General features: G+C 59.7%; 25 protein-coding genes and 1 pseudogene. 17 read left to right on the top strand and 9 right to left on the bottom strand.

All coding sequences use genetic code 11. The annotated features are described in order from the left end of the window. Positions 1 to 542: 542 nt before the first annotated feature. Complete coding sequence (locus tag KM176_RS06485; protein ID WP_160892605.1) at positions 543 to 1,100, bottom strand: cytochrome b; 558 nt, start codon at positions 1,098 to 1,100, stop codon at positions 543 to 545. 506 nt (positions 1,101 to 1,606) lie between these two features. After that, positions 1,607 to 2,509, bottom strand: a complete 903-nt coding sequence (locus KM176_RS06480) for a LysR family transcriptional regulator (RefSeq protein WP_160892603.1) — start codon at positions 2,507 to 2,509, stop codon at positions 1,607 to 1,609. 133 nt (positions 2,510 to 2,642) lie between these two features. Here KM176_RS06480 and KM176_RS06475 point away from each other — a divergent pair, with 133 nt between their 5' ends. The 4 genes and pseudogenes from KM176_RS06475 (at position 2,643) to KM176_RS24835 (ending at position 5,021) form a co-directional block, all read left to right on the top strand. Next, the gene (locus tag KM176_RS06475) at positions 2,643 to 3,323 is read left to right on the top strand and encodes a type 1 glutamine amidotransferase domain-containing protein (RefSeq protein ID WP_160892601.1); all 681 of its coding nucleotides are present in this window, start codon (positions 2,643 to 2,645) and stop codon (positions 3,321 to 3,323) included. A gap of 520 nt (positions 3,324 to 3,843) precedes the next feature. After that, positions 3,844 to 4,005, top strand: a pseudogene (locus tag KM176_RS25410) (IS110 family transposase); the annotation flags it as partial. An 81-nt stretch (positions 4,006 to 4,086) separates the two neighbouring features. Beyond that, a complete protein-coding gene (locus tag KM176_RS25405) occupies positions 4,087 to 4,467 on the top strand; it encodes a hypothetical protein (RefSeq protein ID WP_236045206.1) in 381 nt (126 codons plus the stop codon). 176 nt (positions 4,468 to 4,643) lie between these two features. After that, entirely contained in the window at positions 4,644 to 5,021 is a 378-nt protein-coding gene (locus tag KM176_RS24835) for a hypothetical protein (protein WP_160892599.1), read from the top strand. A gap of 3 nt (positions 5,022 to 5,024) precedes the next feature. Here the strand turns inward: KM176_RS24835 and KM176_RS24830 are convergent, their stop codons facing one another. Next, complete coding sequence (locus tag KM176_RS24830) at positions 5,025 to 5,447, bottom strand: hypothetical protein (protein WP_202397742.1); 423 nt, start codon at positions 5,445 to 5,447, stop codon at positions 5,025 to 5,027. Positions 5,448 to 5,462: 15 nt separating this feature from the next. Here KM176_RS24830 and KM176_RS25355 point away from each other — a divergent pair, with 15 nt between their 5' ends. Beyond that, positions 5,463 to 5,633: a manganese efflux pump gene (locus tag KM176_RS25355; RefSeq protein WP_375372117.1), complete on the top strand. Its 171-nt coding sequence runs from the start codon at positions 5,463 to 5,465 to the stop codon at positions 5,631 to 5,633. Positions 5,634 to 6,146: 513 nt separating this feature from the next. On the opposite strand, the gene KM176_RS06460 is transcribed toward KM176_RS25355, so the two are convergent. Both KM176_RS06460 and KM176_RS06455 read right to left on the bottom strand, forming a co-directional pair. Beyond that, complete coding sequence (locus tag KM176_RS06460; protein WP_160892597.1) at positions 6,147 to 6,887, bottom strand: SDR family NAD(P)-dependent oxidoreductase; 741 nt, start codon at positions 6,885 to 6,887, stop codon at positions 6,147 to 6,149. Between the two features lie 60 nt (positions 6,888 to 6,947). Continuing rightward, positions 6,948 to 7,337 carry a carboxymuconolactone decarboxylase family protein gene (locus KM176_RS06455; RefSeq protein WP_160892595.1) on the bottom strand — a complete coding sequence of 130 codons (390 nt, stop codon included), beginning with the start codon at positions 7,335 to 7,337 and terminating at the stop codon, positions 6,948 to 6,950. 138 nt (positions 7,338 to 7,475) lie between these two features. On the opposite strand from KM176_RS06455, the gene KM176_RS24820 reads away from it, so the two are divergent. Together KM176_RS24820 and KM176_RS24815 are read left to right on the top strand one after the other, a co-directional pair. Continuing rightward, complete coding sequence (locus KM176_RS24820; protein ID WP_236045204.1) at positions 7,476 to 7,796, top strand: LysR family transcriptional regulator; 321 nt, start codon at positions 7,476 to 7,478, stop codon at positions 7,794 to 7,796. Then, entirely contained in the window at positions 7,796 to 8,389 is a 594-nt protein-coding gene (locus tag KM176_RS24815) for a LysR substrate-binding domain-containing protein (RefSeq protein WP_236045203.1), read from the top strand. The genes KM176_RS24820 and KM176_RS24815 overlap by 1 nt, the downstream gene beginning before the upstream one ends. Positions 8,390 to 8,672: 283 nt before the next feature. Here the strand turns inward: KM176_RS24815 and KM176_RS06445 are convergent, their stop codons facing one another. The 3 genes from KM176_RS06445 to KM176_RS06435 all read right to left on the bottom strand — a co-directional run bounded on the left by KM176_RS06445 (position 8,673) and on the right by KM176_RS06435 (position 12,569). After that, positions 8,673 to 9,761, bottom strand: coding sequence for a hypothetical protein (locus KM176_RS06445; RefSeq protein WP_160892593.1), 1,089 nt, complete (start codon positions 9,759 to 9,761; stop codon positions 8,673 to 8,675). Between the two features lie 529 nt (positions 9,762 to 10,290). After that, a complete protein-coding gene (locus tag KM176_RS25270; RefSeq protein WP_160892591.1) occupies positions 10,291 to 11,202 on the bottom strand; it encodes a PD-(D/E)XK nuclease domain-containing protein in 912 nt (303 codons plus the stop codon). 497 nt (positions 11,203 to 11,699) lie between these two features. Further along, positions 11,700 to 12,569 (bottom strand): hypothetical protein, encoded by an 870-nt coding sequence (locus KM176_RS06435; RefSeq protein ID WP_160892589.1) that lies wholly within the window; start codon positions 12,567 to 12,569, stop codon positions 11,700 to 11,702. 1,003 nt (positions 12,570 to 13,572) lie between these two features. Here KM176_RS06435 and KM176_RS06430 point away from each other — a divergent pair. The 7 genes from KM176_RS06430 to KM176_RS06400 all read left to right on the top strand — a co-directional run bounded on the left by KM176_RS06430 (position 13,573) and on the right by KM176_RS06400 (position 18,783). Next, positions 13,573 to 14,232, top strand: coding sequence for a hypothetical protein (locus KM176_RS06430; protein WP_160892587.1), 660 nt, complete (start codon positions 13,573 to 13,575; stop codon positions 14,230 to 14,232). Positions 14,233 to 14,535: 303 nt separating this feature from the next. Beyond that, on the top strand, positions 14,536 to 15,624 hold the full coding sequence (locus KM176_RS06425; protein ID WP_160892585.1) for a hypothetical protein: 1,089 nt from the start codon (positions 14,536 to 14,538) through the stop codon (positions 15,622 to 15,624). 684 nt (positions 15,625 to 16,308) lie between these two features. Next, the gene (locus KM176_RS06420) at positions 16,309 to 16,515 is read left to right on the top strand and encodes a cold-shock protein (RefSeq protein ID WP_160892583.1); all 207 of its coding nucleotides are present in this window, start codon (positions 16,309 to 16,311) and stop codon (positions 16,513 to 16,515) included. Then, positions 16,512 to 16,751, top strand: coding sequence for a hypothetical protein (locus KM176_RS06415; RefSeq protein WP_160892581.1), 240 nt, complete (start codon positions 16,512 to 16,514; stop codon positions 16,749 to 16,751). The genes KM176_RS06420 and KM176_RS06415 overlap by 4 nt, the downstream gene beginning before the upstream one ends. Before the next feature lie 103 nt (positions 16,752 to 16,854). Then, positions 16,855 to 17,019, top strand: a complete 165-nt coding sequence (locus KM176_RS06410; RefSeq protein WP_202397741.1) for a hypothetical protein — start codon at positions 16,855 to 16,857, stop codon at positions 17,017 to 17,019. Positions 17,020 to 17,223: 204 nt separating this feature from the next. Further along, positions 17,224 to 17,475, top strand: a complete 252-nt coding sequence (locus KM176_RS06405; RefSeq protein ID WP_160892579.1) for a DUF982 domain-containing protein — start codon at positions 17,224 to 17,226, stop codon at positions 17,473 to 17,475. Between the two features lie 159 nt (positions 17,476 to 17,634). Continuing rightward, positions 17,635 to 18,783, top strand: a complete 1,149-nt coding sequence (locus KM176_RS06400; protein ID WP_160892577.1) for a GAF domain-containing sensor histidine kinase — start codon at positions 17,635 to 17,637, stop codon at positions 18,781 to 18,783. A gap of 2 nt (positions 18,784 to 18,785) precedes the next feature. Here the strand turns inward: KM176_RS06400 and KM176_RS06395 are convergent, their stop codons facing one another. Further along, the gene (locus KM176_RS06395) at positions 18,786 to 19,148 is read right to left on the bottom strand and encodes a response regulator (protein ID WP_160892575.1); all 363 of its coding nucleotides are present in this window, start codon (positions 19,146 to 19,148) and stop codon (positions 18,786 to 18,788) included. A 642-nt stretch (positions 19,149 to 19,790) separates the two neighbouring features. Between KM176_RS06395 and KM176_RS06390 the strand changes: the two genes are divergently transcribed. From KM176_RS06390 to KM176_RS06380, 3 genes are all read left to right on the top strand, one after another. Then, the gene (locus KM176_RS06390) at positions 19,791 to 20,624 is read left to right on the top strand and encodes a transglutaminase-like domain-containing protein (protein WP_375372118.1); all 834 of its coding nucleotides are present in this window, start codon (positions 19,791 to 19,793) and stop codon (positions 20,622 to 20,624) included. Between the two features lie 87 nt (positions 20,625 to 20,711). After that, on the top strand, positions 20,712 to 21,176 hold the full coding sequence (locus tag KM176_RS06385) for a hypothetical protein (RefSeq protein WP_160892573.1): 465 nt from the start codon (positions 20,712 to 20,714) through the stop codon (positions 21,174 to 21,176). Between the two features lie 293 nt (positions 21,177 to 21,469). Next, positions 21,470 to 22,372 carry a transglutaminase family protein gene (locus KM176_RS06380; RefSeq protein ID WP_160892571.1) on the top strand — a complete coding sequence of 301 codons (903 nt, stop codon included), beginning with the start codon at positions 21,470 to 21,472 and terminating at the stop codon, positions 22,370 to 22,372. Positions 22,373 to 22,908 lie beyond the last annotated feature (536 nt).

Here is a 22,908-nt window from a genome sequence, read left to right as displayed (position 1 = left end):
TGCAACCAGACCCAGAACCGGGACGGACTGGCCTCGGGCCCGTCCCGCACACACGTTTCGGGGGATCGCCGGACATGCCTTCTGACCTCGCGGGCTGCGAAACAGCACGCGCCGACCGCCACACAGCGGAAATCAGCTTTGGTCAGGCTTGTCGTGGCGCGCTTTTCACCCACTACATCTAGTGGCCGCCCCTCTATATGTCACAATTTGAGGGATAGCTGCCGCCTCGGTCAACCGGGTTTTTCCGCTTTGTCCGCGCCCCCGCGGACGTTGCGACATACCCCCAGACAGGGGCATTTCGGCTATCCCCCGTGGGGATGAAAAAGCTGTTGGGATTCAGTCAGGTTGGCGGCACCCTGAATCTTGTGCCGGAATTTGTCCACAGGGTTGCGCTCAGGCGCGGGGGACCAAATTTTTTTTGCGGCGACCTACCATATGCGTAGGGGATAATCGGTCATCAACACAATATATAGTCATTCCCCGACGAAAACGCCGAAGCACGGGGCGAATCACCCCTGCTTCGGCGGGACCCCGGGCGGCGCTCAGACCATGCGGCGCAGCGTGCCGTCGCGCAGCACATGCTGGTGCAGCAGGGCCATGGCGACGTGGCCGCCGATCAGCACCAGCAGCGCCCAGCCCAGCGGCCCGTGCAGTTCGCCCAGGGCACGCGTCCAGCCGATCGCGACCTCGCGCGGGGCGAAGATCTCGAAGCCGAAGGGGGCAAAGCCCCGCGTGCCGCCCCAGGCCCGCAGCACGGCGATGGTGGGCACCGCCGCCATGACGAGGTAGAGCGCCCCCTGCCCCAACCGGGCGGCCATGCCCGCCAGGCCGGCGCCATGGCCGGGACGATGCCCGCGGTTCAGCAGTGCCCAGCCCAGCCGCAGGGCCACCAGGCAGAAGATCACGCTGCCCAGCTGCTGGTGGTGGCTGACGAAGAAGCCCGCCACGGGCACCCGGCCCAGCGTCACCTTCAGAATCATGCCCAGCAGCTGCCAGCAGATCATCGCGGCCAGCAACCAGTGGAACAGCCTCGAGACGAGGCCGTAGCGGTCGGGGCGATCCCGCAGGATGCCCCGGGGAAGGGTCTCGGTCTTGGTCATCGGATATGGGTCTCCGGTCATCGGCCTGGGGCCGGAAGGAAGGAATGAAGGGAAACTGGATGGCTGGCCGTCCGGGGCCTGGCTATCTGGGCCCATTGGACAGGCAAATGCGCCCCGGGGCAACGCGACAAGCGTCCGCGCCCCGCGCGGTTGCGCAACGGCAGGCAGGAAAGGGGCAAATCCCACGCTTGATGGAAAAGGCGAGATTTGAACTCAGGCGCCCCTGCCCCCAAATCCGAAGCTTTCCGGAAGCGCGCCGAACCTTCGGTGCCTTAAGTCGCCCCCTTGTGCCGAAGCCCCCCCAAATCCGATCCGAAAACTGCCCTGTCCGTCGCAGCCGGTGCAATGCCGACCGAGGCCCGGAACCGATCCCCTCTGCGGTCTGGTGATGGACGCCTTCCCCCCGGGCAGGGTCATTTGCGGCGCAGTGCCCGCGCCCCGAAGCGGTCACTGCGGTCCGACTTCGGCCTCACCAAGGGCCAACCAAGCCCCCCTTGGCAGGTACCTCACTGGTCTTCTTCAGATGAAATGGCCTTCAACAGGTCTCGGAGCCATATGTTGCGCGCATCGTTCCTGTTGTGCGGGTGCCAGGCGATCTGTGTCGGAAAGGTCCCGAGGTCCAGCGGGACCGCCACGTTTCGAAGCCCGTAAGGCGCGGCAACCATGCCGGCGATACGGGCCGGGACGGTGGCGATACCGCCGACGCTGGCAACCGCGGAAGCGGCCGTCAGGAAATGCGAGACGATGACACTGGTATTGCGGCGCAGCCCCGCATCGGCCGTCAGCTTGTGCAGCCCGGTGCGCCATTTTCCAGGCGGTGACACCACCACATGCGGCAGTTGCTCATACAGGTCCCGGTCCAGGACCGCGCCTTCCGCCAGGGCTCCGGGCGCGACGATGCAGCGGAACCCGTCCGTGAACAGATCCGAAACCACAAGGTCCTGCGGTGGCGGTGAGAACCGTCCGATGGCAAGATCGAACGTCTGCCCGGCAAGGGATCGGGGATCAAGATCAGGTCCGATCGGCACGATCTCAAGCTCGGCCCTGGGGGCGTGATGGGCAAAGGCCGCCGCCAGAAGCGGGACGAGCACGACCTCCGCATAGGGGCCCAGCAACAGCCGGAAGCGCCGCGTGCTCTGGGCGGGCACGAAGGGTTCGGCGGCCCGGAACGCCTGTTCAAGCCGGTCCAGCCCGGCGGCAATGTCCGGCGCGATCTGCAGCGCCTTCTCGGTCGGCTCGACGCCGTATCTGGCACGCAGGAAAAGCTCATCCCCGAGGGCAAGGCGCAGGCGCGCAAGCGCCGCGCTGACCGTGCTTTGCGATTGGCCAAGGCGTTGCGCCGCAGCGGTGACATTGCGTTCCTCCATCACGGCATGGAAGACGCGCAGAAGGGATATATCGGCGGTCATTCACCCATTTAATCGATATCTGACATGGCGTGCATCAATTTCTCGATTTGTGGGTCTTACCCCATATCAGTCCGGAGACGTTCCGCAGGTGCTCCTGGCGGAACGGTCCGAACACTGCAAGGAGGCCTTGAAAATGGCACGTATTCTGATCCTGTCCACCGCGGCCGATGTCCTGGGGGATACCGGCAAGCCCACCGGCGTCTGGTACGAAGAGCTGGCAAGCCCCTATTACGCCTTCCTCGATGCGGGCCACGACGTCACGCTGGTGACGCTGGGCGGCAAGCCCGTTCCCATCGACCCGAATTCCGACGTGCCCGCCGAGGAGGCCCCGGCCTCGGTCACGCGGTTCCGCGCCGATGCGACGGCAAAGGCGCTTCTGGCAAAGCCCGGGCGCCTCGAGGACGAGGACGTCACCACCTACGATGCGCTTTACATTCCCGGCGGCCACGGGGCGATGTTCGATCTGGCCGAAAGCCCCTTTGCCGCCCAGGTCATTGGCAAGGCCTGGGACAGCGGCAAGATCGTTGCCTCGGTCTGCCACGGCCCGGCGGCCTTCGCGAAGGTCGTCGATGCGAACGGCGTTTCCATCGTGAAGGGCCGCAAGGTCACGGCCTTCACCGACAGCGAGGAAGAGGCCGTGGGCCTGACGAAGGAGGTGCCGTTCCTGCTGGAAACGACGCTGCGCGCGCTTGGTGCCGAGTTCGAATGCGTCGGCGACTGGCAGCCTCATGCCGTGGCTGATGGCCGTCTGGTGACCGGGCAGAACCCGGCATCGTCCGACGCTGCGGCCCAGAAGGTTCTCGCCCTTCTGTAAAGTCCCTTGGGGCCGCCCGGAGACGGGCGGCCCCTTTCTGAACTGATAACCGGAGCAGGCCGTCACAAGAACAAACGTGCCAGCTTGCCAGGCGCGACCCGCATCAGTGCGCTTGAAGCGGATCTGGGCCGAGAGATGTAAGGTCATCCCTGACCGGCTGCTTCCCGGCGCTGAGCCGACTTGCAGCCTCGGATCGCGATACCGGAGCGCCGCGGCCCGTCGAAGCCGTCATTCGCCGAGAGCGGATCGCTGTCCTACCTGTCTTCGAGAAGCATCAAAGCCCGGCACTTCCAACGCGAGGTCGGGCCTTCGTTCGTGGAGACGTTCCTATGGGTACGCTCAAAGCTCGTCGCTGGTCCGGAGTCTTCAGCGCGCCAAGTTGCCAAGATCAACTCCCAGTGGCACGGCTGGTAAAGCAGGGCGTTGCCAACAAAGGCACCGGGCAGGAAATTTCACAGCAGCTGAAGCAGATGCGCATCTCGTCCTTGAGCGCCTCAAAGCAGAGTGGGTGGATGGCTCCTGCTCCATCGGCATCGAAGCCTGCGCATCGAGCCATCACTGGGGCCGCGCGCTTACGAAGCTCGGTCATACTGTCCGGCTGATGCCGCCGATGTACGTCAAACCCTACGTGAAACGGGGCAAGTCCGATGCTGTCGATGCAGAAGCTATTTGCGAGGGTCTGAAGACGGTCGCGACAGCGATCGGATGATCCGGGGGATCATCCGAAGGCGGAGGACGCGCGGCAGCGCAGACGCGGCCGACGATGCGCTTTGTCGAGATCAAATCCGCGGACCAGCAGGCGCTGCTCTCCCTGCATCGCGCACTGGACTTCGTGGTTCGGCAGCGCCCCCAGCTGATCAATATGCTCCGAAGCCTGGCTGCTGAGTTCGGGATCGCCATCGCCCGGGGCGTTGCGCGGGCCATCGATTTTGCGAAAGGGATGTCCGGGTTCCCAGAGCTTGCCCAGGACGTTCTGCGGGTTCTCAGCCGTCAACTGGTCGAGCTGAAAAACCGCCTTCGCTGGTACGAGATCACCATGCGTATCCAGGCGCGTCTCAGCCGCCAGGCGCAACTCCTGCAGACCATTCCCCCTCTCGCACATGCGTCGCATGTGCTGTCGGGCAGCGGGATGTCGGACCAGTGACCGCCTCGACCGTGGCCGCCACGATCGGGTCGGGTCACCAGTTCAAGAGTGGTCGGGAATTTGCGGCGTGCTTGGTCTGACACCACGCAACCACTCCAGCGGTGGCAAGGAGCGGTTGGGAAAGATCACCCCCCTTCTCGGGGCATTGCGTGCCGCAATGCCCTGCCGGGCAATGGATGGGCGACCGGTACCTGCGCCAGCTTGTCTTTGTCGAGATGACATCGCATGTGCGTCAGCTCACCACTCATCCCGAGCGTGCCGATCCCTGGCTGACGAAGCTGTTGCAGGGAAAACCGGCCCGGCTCGCGACCGCTTCTGAAAAGGTACACGAGATCAATTACGACTTGCCATGCGGGAGCCTTCCACACAGGACACTCGCCGGATTGGGCCCGCTGTGGTGCAGCTTCCCCAAACCGGCCATCGGTGGCGTCGTGCAGCATGGACCGACAGCGCAAGGTCAGCCGAGGGGACGAAGCGAACATGCTGAACGGATCCAAATCCGTTGCATCATCGCCCGGCGTTCTGTTTTCTTACTCCCGCGCATCTGTGAATGAGATTCATTTTAATATCTCGAAACAACGTGACATTTTGCGGCGGGAGCTCCTTATGCGATGGCATCGGGGAATGGCGACCGCTTTCGTGGCGGGGGTCATGTCAACATAATCGTGGAAATCCGCGTGGCATGCCCCCCCAACGGGCTTTGCAAGACCGTGGCGAGGTGGCTCTACGAGCGGGGTCCATCCATCGCCCGGCACGGCCCTAATGAAGTCATCCATGTCTCCACTTTCCATTGGCGTGCTGGCAATCACGATGTCGATTGACGCATTCGTCACCTCCATCGGCGACGGCCCAACGGAGGGCCGCCCCGGACTTGCGATGACTTTGCGCACCGGGGCAATCTTCGGCGTGATCGCGGCCATCACCCCTCTTGTGGGCTGGCTGGCGTTGCGGCCTCGCAGTATGTCGCCGAGGTCGATCATTGGATCGCCTTCGCATTGCTCGCAGAGGTCAGCATTCACATGGCGCTCCGGACCCGGACCCGCACCGATGATGAACCTCGATCCACCTTCTTTGGGGCGACGATCATTACAGCAATCGGCACATCAATCGATGCCATGGCGGTCAGCGTATTTTTCGCATTCTTGCAGGTGATATCTTTATCATAGCCATTGCGATCAGGGTCACGACCATGCTGATGCGTTCGGCTGGCCTGACCGTCGGCCGCTACATCGGCGACCGGATTGCCGAGACCCTTGGCGGGGTTGCCTTGTTCGCGAATGGCACAACAACCCTCCGGGAGCATCTCACAGCAGCGAATTAACCCTTTGTCGCGACCTCGATGGTGCGGTAGCCAATGACGTAAGGGGCTTGGAAAGGGCTCGAACCGGTCATGCGGTGGCGAAGCAGGCCCTCCGCCCGAGCGCGCCAAGTCCGCGGCCCGATGCGGCCATTCCCCCGGTTGCACATCGCCGGAGAGCAGCTTTCCCAAATCGGCCATCTGTGGCATCTGCAGCATGGTCTGACCGGCTGAGGTCAGCGGCGCGAACATTGCCGATATGCGCGCCAACCGCTCGACCTCTGGCGCGCCTGTCATCCCCGATCAGAAGCCTGGCAGCAGCTCTATGCCGCATAGAAACGAACGGCAGCCTCGGACATGCGTCGCATCCTTACGCCGCCGGCTACTGCTGCACATGGGGGGGCGCCCCACCATCGACATGCCAGTTGGCGCCGCTCACGAAGCTCGCGGAGGGGCTGGAAATGAATGCCACAACTCGGGCGATTTCCTCCGGCCTTGCCAAGCGAGCGAGGGGATTCTCCGCAATGGCTGCCTTGTACGCCTCGGGCGCATTGTGCCTGATCCCATCCCAAAAGCCGCCCTCGACAAAGGTATCGCCGGGCGTGACGACATTCACACGAATCCCTTTTGAAATCAGCTTGCCGGCGGTCGACTTCGCATAGTGCACCATGGCCGCCTTGATCGCACCATAAACCTCGAACCCCGGTGTGGCGATGCCGCTGGCCTTGGAGCCGACATAGGTGATCGCACCACCATCCGCGAGCCGACCCGAGGCTTCCTCAAGCAGGTTGACCGTGCTGCGCAGATCGGTCGCAAGTGCTCGCTCGCAATCGCCCGAAAGCGCGCTGACATTGGCGACTGCAATGTCGAAAGTTCCGATGCCATCGAGCCAATCCGCAACAGCCTGGCGATCCGTCATGTCGAGCGCCGTTCCCGACACCCGGCCCATGCCGGGGTGGAGCGAGGCGCTTATCTCCTCGCTGAGTGCCATGATCCTGTCGTTCCCGCGCGCGCAGAAGTCGACGCGGCATCCTTCCTGGGCGAAGAGCTTCACGATCTCGGCCCCGATACCTGCGCTGCCACCGCTTATGACGACGCGCTTTCCTTTCAATCCCAGATCCATGTTCAAGCTCCTTTGAAAATGGGGCGCAGAAGGGCAAGTCCTCCCGCTTGGCGCCATGTCTCAGCCGATCAAGGCATCCTGTTCAGAGAAAACGGCGATCGACGTGTTCAAAGCGTTGATCGATGCCGGAAGGCCGCCGTAGAGGGCCATCTGCCAGATCACTTCGGCGATCTCTCTCTGCGCCAGGCCAGCCTTCAATCCGGCCGCGATATTGATCTTGAGCTGAGCGGCGGTCTGGTCGCCCTGCGCCGCAAGTGCGGCAATCGTCGCAAGGTAGCGGTCGCGCAAGGCCAGGCCGGGCCGGGCGTAATGCTGGCCGTAGACATAGCTCACCACGCTGGAGGCCATGTCGGGCAAAAGATGCCCGTATCGTGCCTCGAGCGTCGCCTCCATTCCGGGGCTGAACTGTTCAGACAGGCGCCGTCCCCGTTCTATCGCGGTCTCGGTCATATGAATCTCCCTTGGGTCGCGAGGCCATCAGCGCAGGGCGCCACGGCTCTCTGGTCTTTCGTTTTGGGAACCATAATCTTGAAAGCAAAAGCAGATAATCTGCGATAAATTTTGAGGTCTTTATGGGATTTTCATTAAATGGATTTTGTTCGCGGGATGCGGGCCTTCGTGACAACGGTGCAGGCTGGATCGATGAGCGCGGAGGCCTCAGAACTCCAGCTATCGCCCGCGATGGTCGGCCAACAACTGGCCGCGTTCGAGTCCCATCTCGGAATTCGCCTGCTGAATCGGCCAACGCGGAGACAAAGCCTGACCACGTTCGGCGCCAGTTACCTCGAGCAATGCAAGGATATCCTCGAACGGATCGCACTTGCCGAGGCCGCGACCGAGCTGCAGCAGGTGCGGGCGCTAGGCAGGTTGCGGATCACTGCGCCACGACCTTCGGCTCGGAAGCGCTGATGCCCGCACTTGGTCGTTACAGGGAAAGCGCTCCCGATGTCGAAATCGACATCGCGTTGACTGATCGCAACGTCGATCTGGTTGAGGAAGGGTTTGATCTTGTCTTCCGTATTGGCTCAATGCCGGACAGCAGCTTGATCGCCAGGCCACTGGCGCCCTATCGGATGATTGTTTGTGCTTCACCCGGGCACCTCGCCCGTATGGGCACGCCTGAACATCCTCAGGACCTGAATCGTCACGAAGCGATTGCCTTCACGCCCTCCGCGTCGACTCCTTGGCGGTTTACGAAAGATGAGGAAGCTGTGGAGGTCGCGCCCAAGAGGATGATTACGGTAAACAATGGTCAAGCTTTGCACAGTGCCGCGAAGGCGGGACTTGGCCTGATCATGCAACCAGAGATTCTGGTGCAACGTGATCTGGAGGCTGACGATCTGGTCCGCCTCTTGCCGACCTGGTATTTGGGTGAGCGTCCGATGTGGCTGGTCTATTATCGCGACCGCCTGATGACACCGCGACTACGAAGCTTCATTTCATTCGCAACAACTATGTTCGCGGCGTCAAGCGGCAAAGGGCAACCCCGACCGAAGAGCTGACTGTCAACCTTAAGCTGCAGCATCCATTTTGGGCCCACCTTTCCTGCGGCCCTGCGTTGCCGCAGCACTCAGCCGGACGCGTATCATGAGGTCAAAACACCTCTGATCAGACCCGCGGCAGAGCATCTTTCCGGACGCCAAGATGAGCGGCACTGCTCGGCAAAGGCGGCCCAAAGCGGACTTCAACATACCGCTACATTGCTGCGGCGCGGCTCGTCCAAGCAGACCTGTGAGTACGTTGAGGAAGCCCTGGAAGGACGGCGCTTTCCGGGCATCCGGGCAGCTATTCCCCTGCCTCAGCATCATCCGCTTCTTTATCTGGTGCGTCGTTTGCCTGATCCTCAATCAGTAACTGGGTGGCGGCCTTGAGCGTGCGCATCTCTTCGACGTTTTCGGTGATCGTATTGATGGCTTCTGCTACCGTATCGTCCAACTCCTCGTCATCGGCAGGCTTAGGTGGAGGCAACATATCCAGTTCACCGCCCTTGGAGGTGAACCGAAACATCTTTTCAATAGACTTTTTGAGCGCGTTTTCAACATCGCCTGCAATGCGCTCGCCGATCTTCTCACGGACCAATTCGAGGGCGTCTTGCACGCCACCATCCTCGACACTCTTGCGCCGCGCGAGGAGCACTCGCTCCACTTCGGCATCAGCGACCTTACGCATTTTCCAGTCCTGGAGAGTATGCGCAATCTCCATGGACGATTTCACCGTGGAAGCAATTTGCTTCATGATTAGGGCAATGATGCTCGCCACAGAGAGAGTCGTTCCAAGGATTAAAATCAGTGAGCCTGTGCTTGCTCCCTTTACTTCAACATCCTCTGGCCGCTCACCTGCTGCCATGGCTAAGCCACGAGAGATATCATACCATTCGGTGGACCACTTTTTGAGCTGGGTCACGTTTCCGATCTCGACAGCATCCTTGAAGCGAACACGAACCGTCACCTTATCAGATGTCTCGTAATCCGGTTCGCCTTTAATGCCGACCTCGGATAGTGACAGACGAATCTTCTTAAACTGTTGGAGTGCGCTGTCCAGGCGCTGCTTGGCCTTACGAATGTCAGTGGCGGCACTGGCTGGATCGTAGTTGCCTTCTTTCACGGTGCGTTCAACGAAGCGCCAGCCCTTCGCGCCGAGCAGGTCGCCAACTTCCATTTCGTCCAACAGATCAGTCTGTTGATAGCTCAGTTGTGATAGGGGCATTTTGAGCAGTGCATTCTGCACGGCGTCCAGATGCTCACGTAGTGGCACCTTGCTCCCATTGGACGTATTTTGCTCCATCGACTTGGCCAACTGTTCATACAACGACATCGCCGGGTTCACGCGGTCGTTCATCCACTTGGCGAGTCCGATAAATTCATTTACGTCCATTAAATTCCCTCAACATTTTTTGTGCTGCACTTCTCGCTTCGACCAATTCGGATAGCAAGAGCCGCGGACGAGCGCTTATTTTATCTACCATCAACGGAGTTGAACCGGCTAGTCCAATGGCCGAGTGCCAACCTGCACACATAGCACCAACGCGGTCGCGTTCACGCAAACGGGCCGGGGCATACCCAGCCCGGAGCAGTCATCCAGGCAAGGCGCAGCAAAGTGGCTACTCTCCCGCCCCTTCCGCATCGGACCGGCGACCGACGTGAACGGCCCTAACCTGCCGTTCAGTCCCTGGCCGACCGCCGCGGTGCAGCTTCACCAGACCGGCCATTCGTCCATCGCGCAGCATTTTCGGAAGATGAAGGTCGGCAGGGCGGACAAACCGGGCTTTAGCTGCAGCTGCGCCGAGGTCCTCTTTGATGTAGGCTGGGCGGCAGAAACGGTCGGTTTGGTCTGGGACAGAAACGGTGGTTTTAGTCTGTGTCAGTAACGTCTGAGTTCTTTGGGACGTGATGGAAGGACCCACTTAGCGTCGAACCGCAATCCGAACCTCATCCAACCCGTCAATGGTCCGCGTGAGGTCATCCTCGAACCCTTCTGGGTTCTCCAACTTCTGGACTGGATCGTAGACGAACACGAAGAGCCGATCGCACTCCGCCTGCGCCCCATAGAGGAGGAAATCGTCGGCAATCTGCTTGCGCAGCTCCTTGGCCTCCAGGTTGTGGCGCGTACATTTGTACTCGACAACGATGCGTTCGGGTTTAAGGAGCGTGTCCGCTCTCCCCGCTCCACCGGCAACCGAAGGCGTTGGCTCTTCTGGGCGAACGTCTAGAAAGGGAACACCGAGAAGTGCTTGAAACAGATACTGAACATCGTACTCGTCGGCGATCTCTAGAGGCGGGCGAGTACTGCGACGCGTCCTCATACGCGCGACGACACTAGGGAAGCGGTTCGCGATCTCTTGGACCTTTTCCATGGGCGTAGGCGCGGCACCGAATACAGCGGCTACACCACCCGGCAGTTCCTTACCGGCCTCGGCGAGTTGCTGGAGTGTTTCGTCAGTGGCGAATAGCGTATCTTTCACGTGATTGAATGTGATCGGAACGGTTAAGGCGATGCGATCGCCCGCCTGATCCATGATCTCTTGCAGTTGATCCCTCACGCGTATGAGCCAGCCGCGAAAGGACTGAAGGGCGCTTGCAAATGCTTCAGGCGAGCCATAGTCCTCTGGAATCCTGCAGTTCAGAAAGTGCTCATCCGTGTAGTGCCATAGGGACATCGCGACATCGTGGGCCTCATCGACGCCCTCTCCATTCCAGCCTTTGCGAGGGCTCGACTCACGCGCCGTCTCGCTAAAGCCCCCCTGACGCTCGCGAGTGAAAGTTTGCATGTAGATGCCCGCCGCTCGTGAGTTGGCGAGGTAGTCGTCTCTGCTCACAATTTCATTGTCCCTAAACTGTCGCGCAATGGATTGTAGCCGCAGGAACAGCGAAGAGTCAGGCAAAAAAACCTTCGTCCAAAATCTTTTCCCTTAAGACAGTCATTATCGCCGGCGCCAAGTACGGTCGTTTTGGTCAGGCTCAGCGTGATCGCGCGAAACGTTGAAAAATCTTGTGCCACAAACGCTTGGCGAAACGGCCTTTGTCTATGTCACGTTTTGGGCCGTCTTCCGAACGAGCAGTCATTCATGCACCGAGCATAATCCGTTCCTTTGGGCTCGAACCGGTCATGCGGCGGCGCGACCGGCTCCTCGCCCAGGTGAACCGTGTTCGCGGGGCGTGGACGGCCCAAAGACCCGGTTCAGTCTCTCGCTAATCGCCGCGGTGCGGCTTCACCAAACCGGCCTTTCGTCCAGCGTGCAGCATTTCCAGGGGAAGAAGGACGGCCGGGCGGACAAAGTTACCGTTGACGGCGCTTCGCTCGCTTAGCGACCACTTACGAGACCTCGACCTCCAGGACATAAATCGGAATCTCTTTCTTGGGGTGATCGACTTTCGTGGCTGGGTAGGTACAGCGAATGAGAGTTTCGGCCCTCAATGTCAGGATTGCGCCTGATGCCAACAGGACCTCGACTTCATGACCGAGATTCGTGCCTGTACGCTTGAATACAAAGGCTTTGGTCTTCGGATTGTTTACGCGGAGCACAAGCAGGTCGAGCCGGCCTGCATCATACGCCTTTGCATTGTATTCTGCGTTCCTCAAGGCCACTTGGGGGCACAGCGACGTGGAAAGCGGGCGTTCAGTAATCAGACAGCGACCGCCCGGCCACAGCCCGCCGTGAAACAAGCACTGTCCAGGACTAAGGGTACTGCCGTGCTGGTCGACTTCCCGGGAAGCCGCAGAAAGGTCGCTTCTCGGAAATTCCCTTTGGTAGCGGGATAGCTCGGCGGGCGTTCTAGAAGGCATTGCGCTCAGCCATGCTTTGTACGCGTTACTATTACTCAGCGCAGTTTCGATGTGATTGCTAAAACCATTGTCGACAGCGACTCTGGCAATGTATTCCGCAGCCTCACGGGCGTCAGAAATACTTGACACCATCCTAACCTTAATATCGCCCGGCCCCTCATTGGCGATCATTTCCTCCAGAGTTGCGGGCCTAGTTTCCCATAATTCATAGGGGGGATCGAAGGTGTTTACGATCGGAAGATTCAAAAAACGTCCTTTCAAGTTTTCTAGCTGCTGATCTCTGATGAGATTCCTCGACAGCCAACAAATAGTAATGGCCGCATTAGTCTCCATAGCCGATTTGCGGAGATGCGGCGCATCATTTTTGACACGTTTTCCCTTCCGGGCCGTCGCCGTCATTCGCCAGATTGGGCCTAGCTGCGGCGCAGCTGCCCCAAACCGGACTTGGCAAGTTGCAGCAACGCACTCCGAGTGCATAAGAATTGCTTGAGCACGCTATTATGAAAATGGACGGAAATCGAGAGCGAACCGGCGCTCTGTTGCATACCGCCTTACTTCTTTGGTCGGGATAACCAGCCGCGACTGTCCAGTTGGCGCGCCACAATTCTTGCCGGATTTTACGAACCAGCGACTGTCTCCGACAAAAGCGGGTCTGTCCGTCCAAAGCCGCCCGCGGGGGCGAACAACTGTAACCGTCGCCAGCAAGATACACAAAAGCCCTGGTCCGCCTTGGGGGTTGTGGATCGCAACCTCATCACCAACGACTCTTGAGCGAAGGAATGCTTCGATTTCTTCCAGCGTCTGATTTCCTGCTGGATCTTCGTAGAATGGCTCTCGGGTCATGCTCGGTTCCTCATCTGCAATAGGTCTACTATTAACATCTGGCGATACCAATCAACTGACACCCAAATGTGCAGAGCCGAGTCACCGAGCAACGACAACCGGTGCCTCCCTTGATCAAAAATCTGATGAGCTACCCGACGCTTAGGATCTTGGTGCTAGCTCAGTGCGCACGTTCGCTCCAAACGCCATGAAAGCCCAAAGCCGGCCCTCTGCCGACCTCCACGCCGGGCGCTGCGGAACGCCTGTCTCAGCCCCAAAGCAGCCTTTTATCCTGGGCGATGTAACTGCCAAATCCCACTGATGGATATCTTTTGTTCCAAGAGCGGCATTCTGCGAAAAAATCCTTAGAGGTCGATGAAATTGGTGCGGAGGCGGCGGCACACGCAGATAGGTTGTGTTTTGGGATGGCTCTTTTGTCGTCATAATCTGGCGCTTTTAGGAACCCAGTAGAGAGCAATAAGCCGCAGTTGGAGGGCAGATCCGCTCCCTATTTGCAACTTTAACTTGCTCGAATCAGCAAGCTGGTCACCAATTGCGAAAGTTACACTGTGGAGCTGCTATGTCGATTTCGGATCTTTCCCTAAGAAAGGCGTTAAAACTATCGTTTGCCGATCAAGTTCTACTCCGCGGAGAGTTACGTACATTCATTCGAGCCGAACGCAATAGAGAAAACGGAGCAAACCAAGGCGGCGGTGACTTCTATGGGCCTTTTTGGCGCGATGCCAAGCAGCACGCTCTCGGGCTCGGCGATCTATCTACGGACACCGAAGCACGCATCGAGGCGAATCCGCGACGCGCAAACCTGTACCCCCAGTTACGTGACGGGTTTCTACTCTGGTGGGGGCAGCGCCGGAGGTGGACCAACGCGCCTTACGAGCAAGGCGCACGCCACTTCGGACGTGTTGAACTACATGAGACCGGAATTTCGATAACAGTTGAGAACCTGCTTTCCGTTGTCGATGGTCGCGGTGATGAGTATTTTGTGTATCCGTACTTCTTCCACACCCCCGTGATCTCAGATGAGGCCGCATCAATTGCTCTATGGGTATGCTCACAGGCATTACCACGTGTTTCCGCTCAACAAATACGTGTCCTAGATGTCATGCGCGGCACCACATTCTCACTTGACAGGAACCCACTTGCTGGGGATGAGCGCACTACCTTCTGCGCGATGCTCAACAGGGTAGTGTCGGAGTATGAGGCCCTGATCGATGAATGACTCCCACAAGACGGAGCTGACAAGCACCTGCCGCCTCGGCATTCAGTCACGGCAGAGCTGGCACAGTCTTCAATCATGATCGCGTCCGAGTGACAGGTGTGAATTTGATTGACCCGGCCCTCACCGGACCTTCACCAAGCTGGCTCCGCTGCAGCGTAGCTTCCCCAAACCGGCCATCCGTGGCATCGTGCAGCAAAGTCCGGCACGCCAAGATCAGCTCCGCAGGACAAAGGTGCCACTCGTCCCGCTCCTATAGTCGATCGAAAAGCGCTAGGAATGGTCACTAAGGAAACGGGACAGATCATGGGCATCACCGTTCACACCCTCGACGCTCGCAACAACATCTTTCTCGAAGTGCTTCGAGACCATTTCAAAATGACGCCGGAATGGATGCACCGAGAAATCCAGGGAATTGCTCGCTCGACGTCTGCCCTGCTTGCGAAAAAAGGCGTGGACTACGATGCACTACGAACTGCGCTGGTGCCCCAGCAAGACCGCCACGAGGCCGCATTCCTCTTTAACATCGATTTCGAGTCATCTGATTCATACCACTACCCGGTCCATCAACGGCTCCTCCGCCTGTTTGGCAGGCAAAGTAGCCATTCCGTGCTGCACGCTGACATTACAGACGAGCGCCGCTGGGGAGCATTAAAGCAGGCCGACGAACAGCTTGTTCGAGTGGGAGGCCGCCAATTCGAGAGCCCGATGCTCTACGCTGTCTACGTCAACAACCTTACCGACCAGATGTTGGCCAATATTCACGGGGGATTCGAGGACTACCCTTGCTATGTCGGCCACGTCGACACGACCTTCAGTTCAATTTTTAAGGCGTGGCTATCCACACAGTTAGGCAACGCCTACGTGCAGTTCCGTGGAACAATCATCGGCCAGCACGAAGACGATCGCGACGCGCTTGAGAACATTGATCTGGTCGGTTTCGGCTTCAAGAAGGCCGGTTACACAGTGCGCAGCATTCCCGGGACACAGTTCATGCTTCTGCTGAGCTACAAGATTGAGCGTCCCGTGGTTCAAGGTTACGAGGCGGACACCGAGTTCTCTCTCAATGCTATCAGCCCCGTCGCTCTTCCGTTGGGGAACTGCGACATCGAGATCGACCCTCGAAAGTTTGAGTATCTCTCAACCGAGAAGGCCAAGAGCCTGGAAGGCCTGGGGCTGCTCGGCGGCAACCTTGACCAGTTGAGGGAAATGATCAGTGAACGTATCAGCCACAACTACATCTACAGCATGGTGCAGGATGACGCACACGGCGTTAGCCGCTTCAACATCATGATCGAGGCACGCCCTACGGCCACTGAACGTTGGTTTCGTGCTCTGGTGGGTCTGGAATACAAGCCGGAAAGCCAGCGCTTGCGCCTCATCACCCTCATCTGATCGCAAACCTGTGCAACTCCTGCACCATGGGGGCGGCCTCACGCTGCGTCGCGTACGGCGGGCAGCTCTGCGCCCGGGCAGTTATGCGCCCGGGCAGTTATGCGGCGCAGCAGCGCGCCGTGTGCCAAGCCTGGCTGGGCCATATGGCGCGATCCCCGGCCCAGACCTGCCGTTCAGTCCCTGACCGATCGCCGCGGTGCAGCTTCACCAGACCGGCCATTCGTCCATCGCGCAGCATTTGCGGAGGACCAAAGGTCGGCAGAGCGGACCTTTTTGCCGTTCGCCGCGAGTGCTCGATATGCGCTGCGGTTGCAAAGGCCCTCAGGAGAGAGGGCGGATAGCCGACCTCCGCTGCGTCTTGGACAAATGGCAGTGATGCGCAGGAAGTGGGTGCGGCTCTCGGCGCCCCGTACCTCTCGCGTTTCCGGCCCAGCCGCCGACGTTGGACCGAAGCCCAATCAACAGCAGATCTGCGCGCTCCCGACCCGTGGTCTGGGCTCAGCGACAAGCACTATTGCACGTAGGCCCTTGAAAATCTGTCAGGCGAGCACTAACTGAAAGATGCTTAGGTTTCTTCTCTTCGTTATTCCGCCGCCAATGGCTTGGTTTCGGTTGATCGGCTTGGATCGACTACGCCGGGCTGCCGCGATTATGTGGGCAGCGTTTATCAAGGAGACCACGGATATGGCCAATGGCACCGTGAAATGGTTCAACAGCACCAAAGGCTTCGGCTTCATTCAGCCGGAACATGGCAGCAAAGATATTTTCCTGCACATCTCTGCCGTCGAGCGCGCCGGGATCAGCCGGATCGAAGACGGTCAGGCTGTGACTTTCGACGTCGAAAGCGGTCGTGACGGTCGCGAATCCGCCACCAACCTGGCGCTTGCGTGAAGACCAAGCTGGAAGACCTGCTTAAAGGTGTTCCGGCTCAAAAGGGAAACGGTGGGCGGCACTTGACGCCCACCGTTTCCTCTGCGGCTGCAAAGGCCGCTGAGCCGATGACTGCGCTTGACAAGACGACCGCAAGCGCAAAGCGCTTGCTGGATGACGAGGCTCTGGCCCGGTCTGAGAAAACGGCACGCCTGAAGGCTGCCCGCGAGGATCGAGACAAAGGCGACGACGACTGATCCTCGTTCTCCACACCGCCGCTTCCCACGTTCCTGCTCGCGCAAAATTCTCCGAATGAATTTGTGCGGCTCATCGTACTCAACTTAGCACAAGGAGACGGAAATGGGCTATTCCCAACCGAAAAAGCAGCTTGATCTCAAGGAATTCCTGAGCACGCCTGCGAAAAAACGTCCCTACAATCGCAAGTTTGGCGCACCGAAGCCGCAAACGGTGGCGCCGAAACCGACCGAAACACCGGCAACGGAACCCGACGACGCGGCAAGCTGAGCGTCGCAACATCTCTGCCTCCGGATACCGGGGCCGAATAACAGGGTTGGTTCCGAGTATTCGGAGCCGACAATGTCCCCGATGCGGGACCAGGCGCGACCGCCGTCGCGCCGAACAGGCGATCTCCTCCATTTTCGAAGCGCGTTGCGGACTGCCCTTCTGGGCAGGCAACGCCGGGATCGCGTTACCAAACAAGGACGAAGAATGATTGAAATACAATGGGGTGCCCCGATCACCCTTTACCCGGCGCACAATGGTGTCGCCGAACGCTTCAGCACGATCGAAAAGGCGCGTCACTGGCTGCGCCGCAACTGGCCCATCGTGGATGATGCGCGTCAGGCAGCCCTGGAAAAGATTGAATCTGCCATGGACTGCATGAGTCCGGTAAAGGAAGCACGCAGCGCCTTCGTCGCTGCGGCATTGTCTGCCGGATTCGTTCCCGACCGCGCGTCCTGAAGCGCGCCGGGCATCCGGTGACGCGCATTGGCCCGTGGGAATTCGTCATCAGGTCAAGTAAATTGAGCTGAAACCACTCTACCGGCCAGGCACGTGTTACCCAATATTGATCCCCTTCAAGAAAGTATCCGGCAAGTCGATCTTGTCTCGGATATTTCCATGATCCTCGATGCCTGCGGCACGGCAACGGGCATGGGTTTTGTTGCTGTCGCTCGCGTGACCGAAGACCGCTGGCTGACCTGCGCGTCCCGCGATCATGTGAATTTCGGTCTGACGCCAGGCGACGAACTTGATGTCGCATCGACCATCTGTCGCGAAGTGCGGGCCTGCCGCAGCAGCATCATGGTTTCGAATGTGGATAACAGCGAGGTCTACCGCGATCACCCCACGCCCCGGCAATACGGATTCAAGAGCTACATCTCGGTTCCGATCATCAGAAGCGATGGCAGTATCTGGGGCACCCTGTGTGCCATCGACCCCGACCCGCAAGAGATCGGGCCGCAGGCAGAACAGCTCTTTACGATCTTTGCCAGATCAATCGCCCGCGAGCTCGACCGCCAGGACGAACTTGCCAGGGGACGGCAGGAGATCGCAGAGGGTCGCGCCAGCCTTCAGACCGAACGCGATACCGCACGGCTGCGGGAAGAGTTCATTGCCATCGTCGGGCACGACCTGCGCAATCCGATCGCCGCGGTCACATCCGGCTTGCGGATGATCGAGAAGCGCGAGCTTTCGCCGGAACGCCGGGCGGTGCTGGTGCTGGAGATGAAGCGTGCGCTGACGCGGGCAAGCCAGATCATAGCCAACCTGATGGATTTTGCCCGTGGCCGCCTTGGCGCTGGCATCGAAGTGAATGCGCCCGTGCCGGTCGATCTTGTGCCGGTGTTCCGCGACGTGATTGGCGAGATCGAGCAGGTTGCCGGTCAGCCGGTCCTGCCTTCGATCGACTTGCCGCGCGCTCTGGTCGCCGATCCGCAGCGGCTTGGCCAGCTTTTGTCGAACCTTCTGGGAAATGCCGTGGCCCACGGTGCCCCCGATCAACCCATTACGGTCGACATCGCAGAGCGCGACGGTGAGTTGGTTGCCAGCGTCACGAACCAAGGCACACCGATCCCGCCGGAGGTACAGGTGTCATTGTTTCAGCCGTTCTCACGCAATGAGAGCAAGCAGAAAAGCCTTCAAGGTCTTGGGCTTGGCCTTTACATTGCGTCACAGATCGCGTTGGCGCACGGCGGACGGCTCGATGTGTCGTCTTCAACGGAGGCAGGCACGACCTTCACCCTCCATATGCCAGCCAAGCCTGCCTGAAATCACGGTATCCGAACAAGCGCTGCAACGATGTCCGTGGCTGCGAGGGGTTTCGCAAGAAACGGACTGTGTTGCGGCAAGGCATGAGGTGCGGGAGGCGTGCCACCCGACATGATGACGATCCGGCAACTGTCAGACTGCCGCCGCACTTCCGTCGCGAGGGCGATACCGTTCATTTCGCCGGGCATGTCGATATCGGTGACAAGCACGTCGACGGCATCGCTGCCGTCCATGACGCGCAGTGCTGTTGCTGCATCTCCCGCTTCCAGAACGTTGTATCCCAAATCCGCAAGACCGAGCGCCAGGTCCATGCGAATTATCGGCTCGTCCTCGACAACGAGGATCGTCAGGCTCTTGTCGATCATGCGGGCGTTCCTATGCTACAGGAGATCAGCAACGCAGCCCGCACCAGCGCGCTATACGATACTTAGGCCAACGGCTCGGGGGCACATGCGTTCCGGTTCTCTTTCGTGTCGGTGACATTTTTCGAGAAAACATGGCGGAAAAGCCAAACATCCCCAAAGGCCATTCCCACGTCCCGTGACGAACATTGCGGGCTGAACCCGTGACCGAGGCAAGGCGGCTCCGTTCCTCAAAGATCATACCGTGCGCCCGGATACGATGATCGGAGACGTAGGACGATCAGAGGCCTTTGATCTTTACAGCCAGCGCCGTTGTAATTCAGGCGAGACTTCCTATATATTGTTCAAGCACGACGTGCGTATCCCAAGTTTTGAGGGTTTGAAGGAAGAGCGGACCCCGCCGATTGTCCGGCAATCGCTATCCTACGACCAGAGCTCTCACCGCGCTGCTCGTTTCCGTAGAACGACCCCATCCTCAGACATCTGCCGAGCCCGTGTGGACGTGCCCGGTGGGATGGCTGTCAGGCAGACCTTTGCTGCCTCGCCCTTGATCGAACAACTGCAACGACCTCTTGCGAGGTATTGAAAGGATCGTCCGTGAACAAGGACACCCGCCTCTCGTCGATGGGTGACGGCGCGTCGGCGCTGCGCATGAATATCGGGTGCCGCATCACCCACACCCTGACCCAGCCGACCCCATTGATCGCGCTGCTGAATGTGCATTATTCGCGGTTCGGCGACCTGGAGCGCGCGGATTACCTCGTGACCCAGCCCAGCGTTCCGCTCGAAAGCTACCGCGACGGCTTCGGCAACTGGTGTACGCGCATGGTGGCCCCTGCTGGCGAATTCACCCTGAAGACCGATGGGATTTTCCGCGATGCAGGGGATCCCGACCCCTATTGCCCCGATGCACGGCAACATGCGGTCGAGGACTTGCCCTTCGATACGCTCGTCTACCTGCTGGGCAGCCGCTACTGCGATACCGACCTGTTGTCGGAACGCGCCTGGGAACTGTTCGGAAAGACAGACCAGGGCTGGTCGCGGGTGCAGGCGATCTGCAACTACGTGCATGACACCATAACCTTCGACTACATGAAGGCCGACGCAACCCGTACCGCGGCGCAGACATTGGCCGGAGGCTTCGGGGTCTGCCGGGATTTCACCCATCTCGGCATCGCGCTGTGTCGCTGCATGAACATCCCGGCCCGGTACTGCACAGGCTACCTGAGCGAGATCGGCGAACCACTGCCCCATGCCGACGACGATTTCGCTGCATGGATGGAGGTCTATCTGGGCGGCCAATGGTGGGTGTTCGATCCGCGAAACAATAAACGGCGCACCGGGCGCATTCTCGTGGCGCGCGGCAGGGATGCCGCAGACGTGCCGCTGACGCAGATCTTCGGGCCGGGAACCCTGTCCGGGTTTGAGGTGTGGACCCAGGACGTTCACGGCGAAAGGCCCGACATCCCCGATACCTGACCTTCAGGGCCAGAGACCACGGACCGTCGCAGCAATGGGCACTTGCCCATTGGCAGTGTCCTTCCACCATTTCCAAGGATTTTTCAGGTGAACATTCACGTCGATATGACAACCCTTCCGCGCATGTCCGGCGAGTGCCTCGCCGCCAGTCTTGCCTCATCGGGCAAGGCGTCCGGCGGCCGCGCCGCTCCCCGCACGGGACAGGACGAGATAGCCAGGTCTTTTGACGCCCTGCGGCGACCGGATCTCGTAGGATGCAGCGTCAGCCGGGTTTTGCCCGCAACCGGGAGCGATGGCGCCGAAGGCCGGGATCGGGACAGTGAACCGACGGCAGCCTTCGTCGAGCGGATGTTGTCCGACCCGCTCATTCGCCTCGTCATGCTGGCGGACGGTGTGTCGGAACACGAGATCAGGACCCTCTACAGGATGCGTCTTCCGTCGCGTGTACACGGGCGCGAACGACCTGCTTCATCGGTCATGTCGGTGCCGCAAACGGCTGTTCCCGAACCGGGACCTCGACCGGGCACACCTCGGCCGGGTATCGGTGAATGAGGTTTGCAGGCGAACACCTTGCTCAAAAGGCCGCCGCTGCGCAGGCAGCGGTGCGAGGAGGAGACGGCAGGTGACGGACGGGCGCCCCACATCACTGGACGATACGATCGTGCCTGCCAAAGCGGACGTTGCGGCGGAACACCTGTGCATGTCCTGTCGCAAGCCGTTTGCGAGCGAAGGGTTCGGACACCGGATCTGCCCTCGCTGCAAGGGGTCGAGTGCCTGGCGGAGCTCCGTTCCGGATCGCGGGTCGACCGGGCGCCAGCGCGGTGGGCGGTCGTCGTGATTTCGCCATGACCCATCTCTCGATCATCCACAGGACACGGTATCGCTTTCACAATGCCGTGGATCTGGCGCCACACCGGATGATGCTGCGCCCCCGCGAAACCCCCGACCTGAGGCTGCTGTCATTCAGACTCGATATTCGGCCTGAGGCGGTCATCGACTGGTCGCATGACGTGGCCGGCAATGTCGTGGCTTCGGCCAGTTTCCGATCCCGGGCGTGCGAACTGGAAATCCTGTCACAGTCCCACGTTGATCTGCGCGCGCCCGTCTGGCCGGTCTTTCCAATCTCGGTCTCTGCAGCATCCTATCCTTTCATCTATTCGCCCGACGAAAGCGCTGACCTCGGCGTGCTCATCCTACCGCAGTACGAAGATCAGGCGCAGCGTCTGCAAGGCTGGGTCAGGTCTATCGTTGCGGCGAGGCCAACCGACACGCTGGCCCTTCTAAAAGACGTCAGCAATGCGATCACGACGCGGATCGCCTATCAGGGACGCGAAACCGAAGGCACACAGGGCCCGCTCGAGACGCTGGACCGTGGCTGGGGCACCTGCCGTGACTTCGCCGTACTTTATGCAGAGGCTGTCCGAACATTGGGGTTCGGAGCGCGGCTTGTCTCAGGTTATCTCTTCGATCCCTTCGAAAACAGGATCGGGACAACCGAGGCGGGCGCAACCCATGCCTGGGTGGAGGTTTTTGTCCCAGGAGCGGGATGGATACCTTTCGATCCAACGAATAGATCTTTCGGTTCCGCAAATCTTGTGTCCGTCGCTGTTGCCCGGAATATTCATCAAATTTCACCGGTTTCAGGCAGTTTCAGAGGCACGAACTCTGATTTCCGCGACCTTGACGTTACGGTGGATGTTCGCGCTGATGACAATCACCAGAATGCGGACGTGAGTGAAGGAAACTGATGAGGTGAAACCGGAAGACTGTGTTACGGAATTCGCGCATGGTCTTGGAGTATAGTCATATTGACCTGTTTACCTGCGTCAAAACGCTATTCGTACACCTAATTTTTTTACAGGTTCTGTGCCAACGAATTCTCGGTTGCTTGGCGATACTCTTCCTTGGCCTCGCGGCATTACCACAGCTCCACATCCCCGATGGACTTTGCGACCGAAGCACTGACGCACCGAACGCGGCGAGATGGAAGAGGGTATGGCTAGCGAAAGCTGCCCGATGTCTGGATAGGGCCTGTTGTAACTGGCCTGCCGATGCTGCAACAATGAACTCAAACAATGTCGACGCGTTCAGTTTGGGGCTCAAAGCCGTCATGCGGCGGCGCGGCGGGACCCTTACCCTGTCGCGCCAGGCGTGCGGGGGCTCACGGCCGAGGCTGTGTGGAAACGCTGTTCCGTGGTAAGCTTTCGCAAGGCGGCAGGAGACAGGGATGGCGGGTTTCATCAATGGTATCGACCGGGACCAGGTCACGCTTTTCCCTGATCGT

This window comes from Pseudooceanicola endophyticus (assembly GCF_018760365.1).
In the GTDB taxonomy this organism is placed as follows: domain Bacteria; phylum Pseudomonadota; class Alphaproteobacteria; order Rhodobacterales; family Rhodobacteraceae; genus Pseudooceanicola; species Pseudooceanicola endophyticus.
The sequence above is the reverse complement of the archived record's forward strand: the minus strand, read 5'-3'. Positions and strand labels throughout refer to the sequence as shown.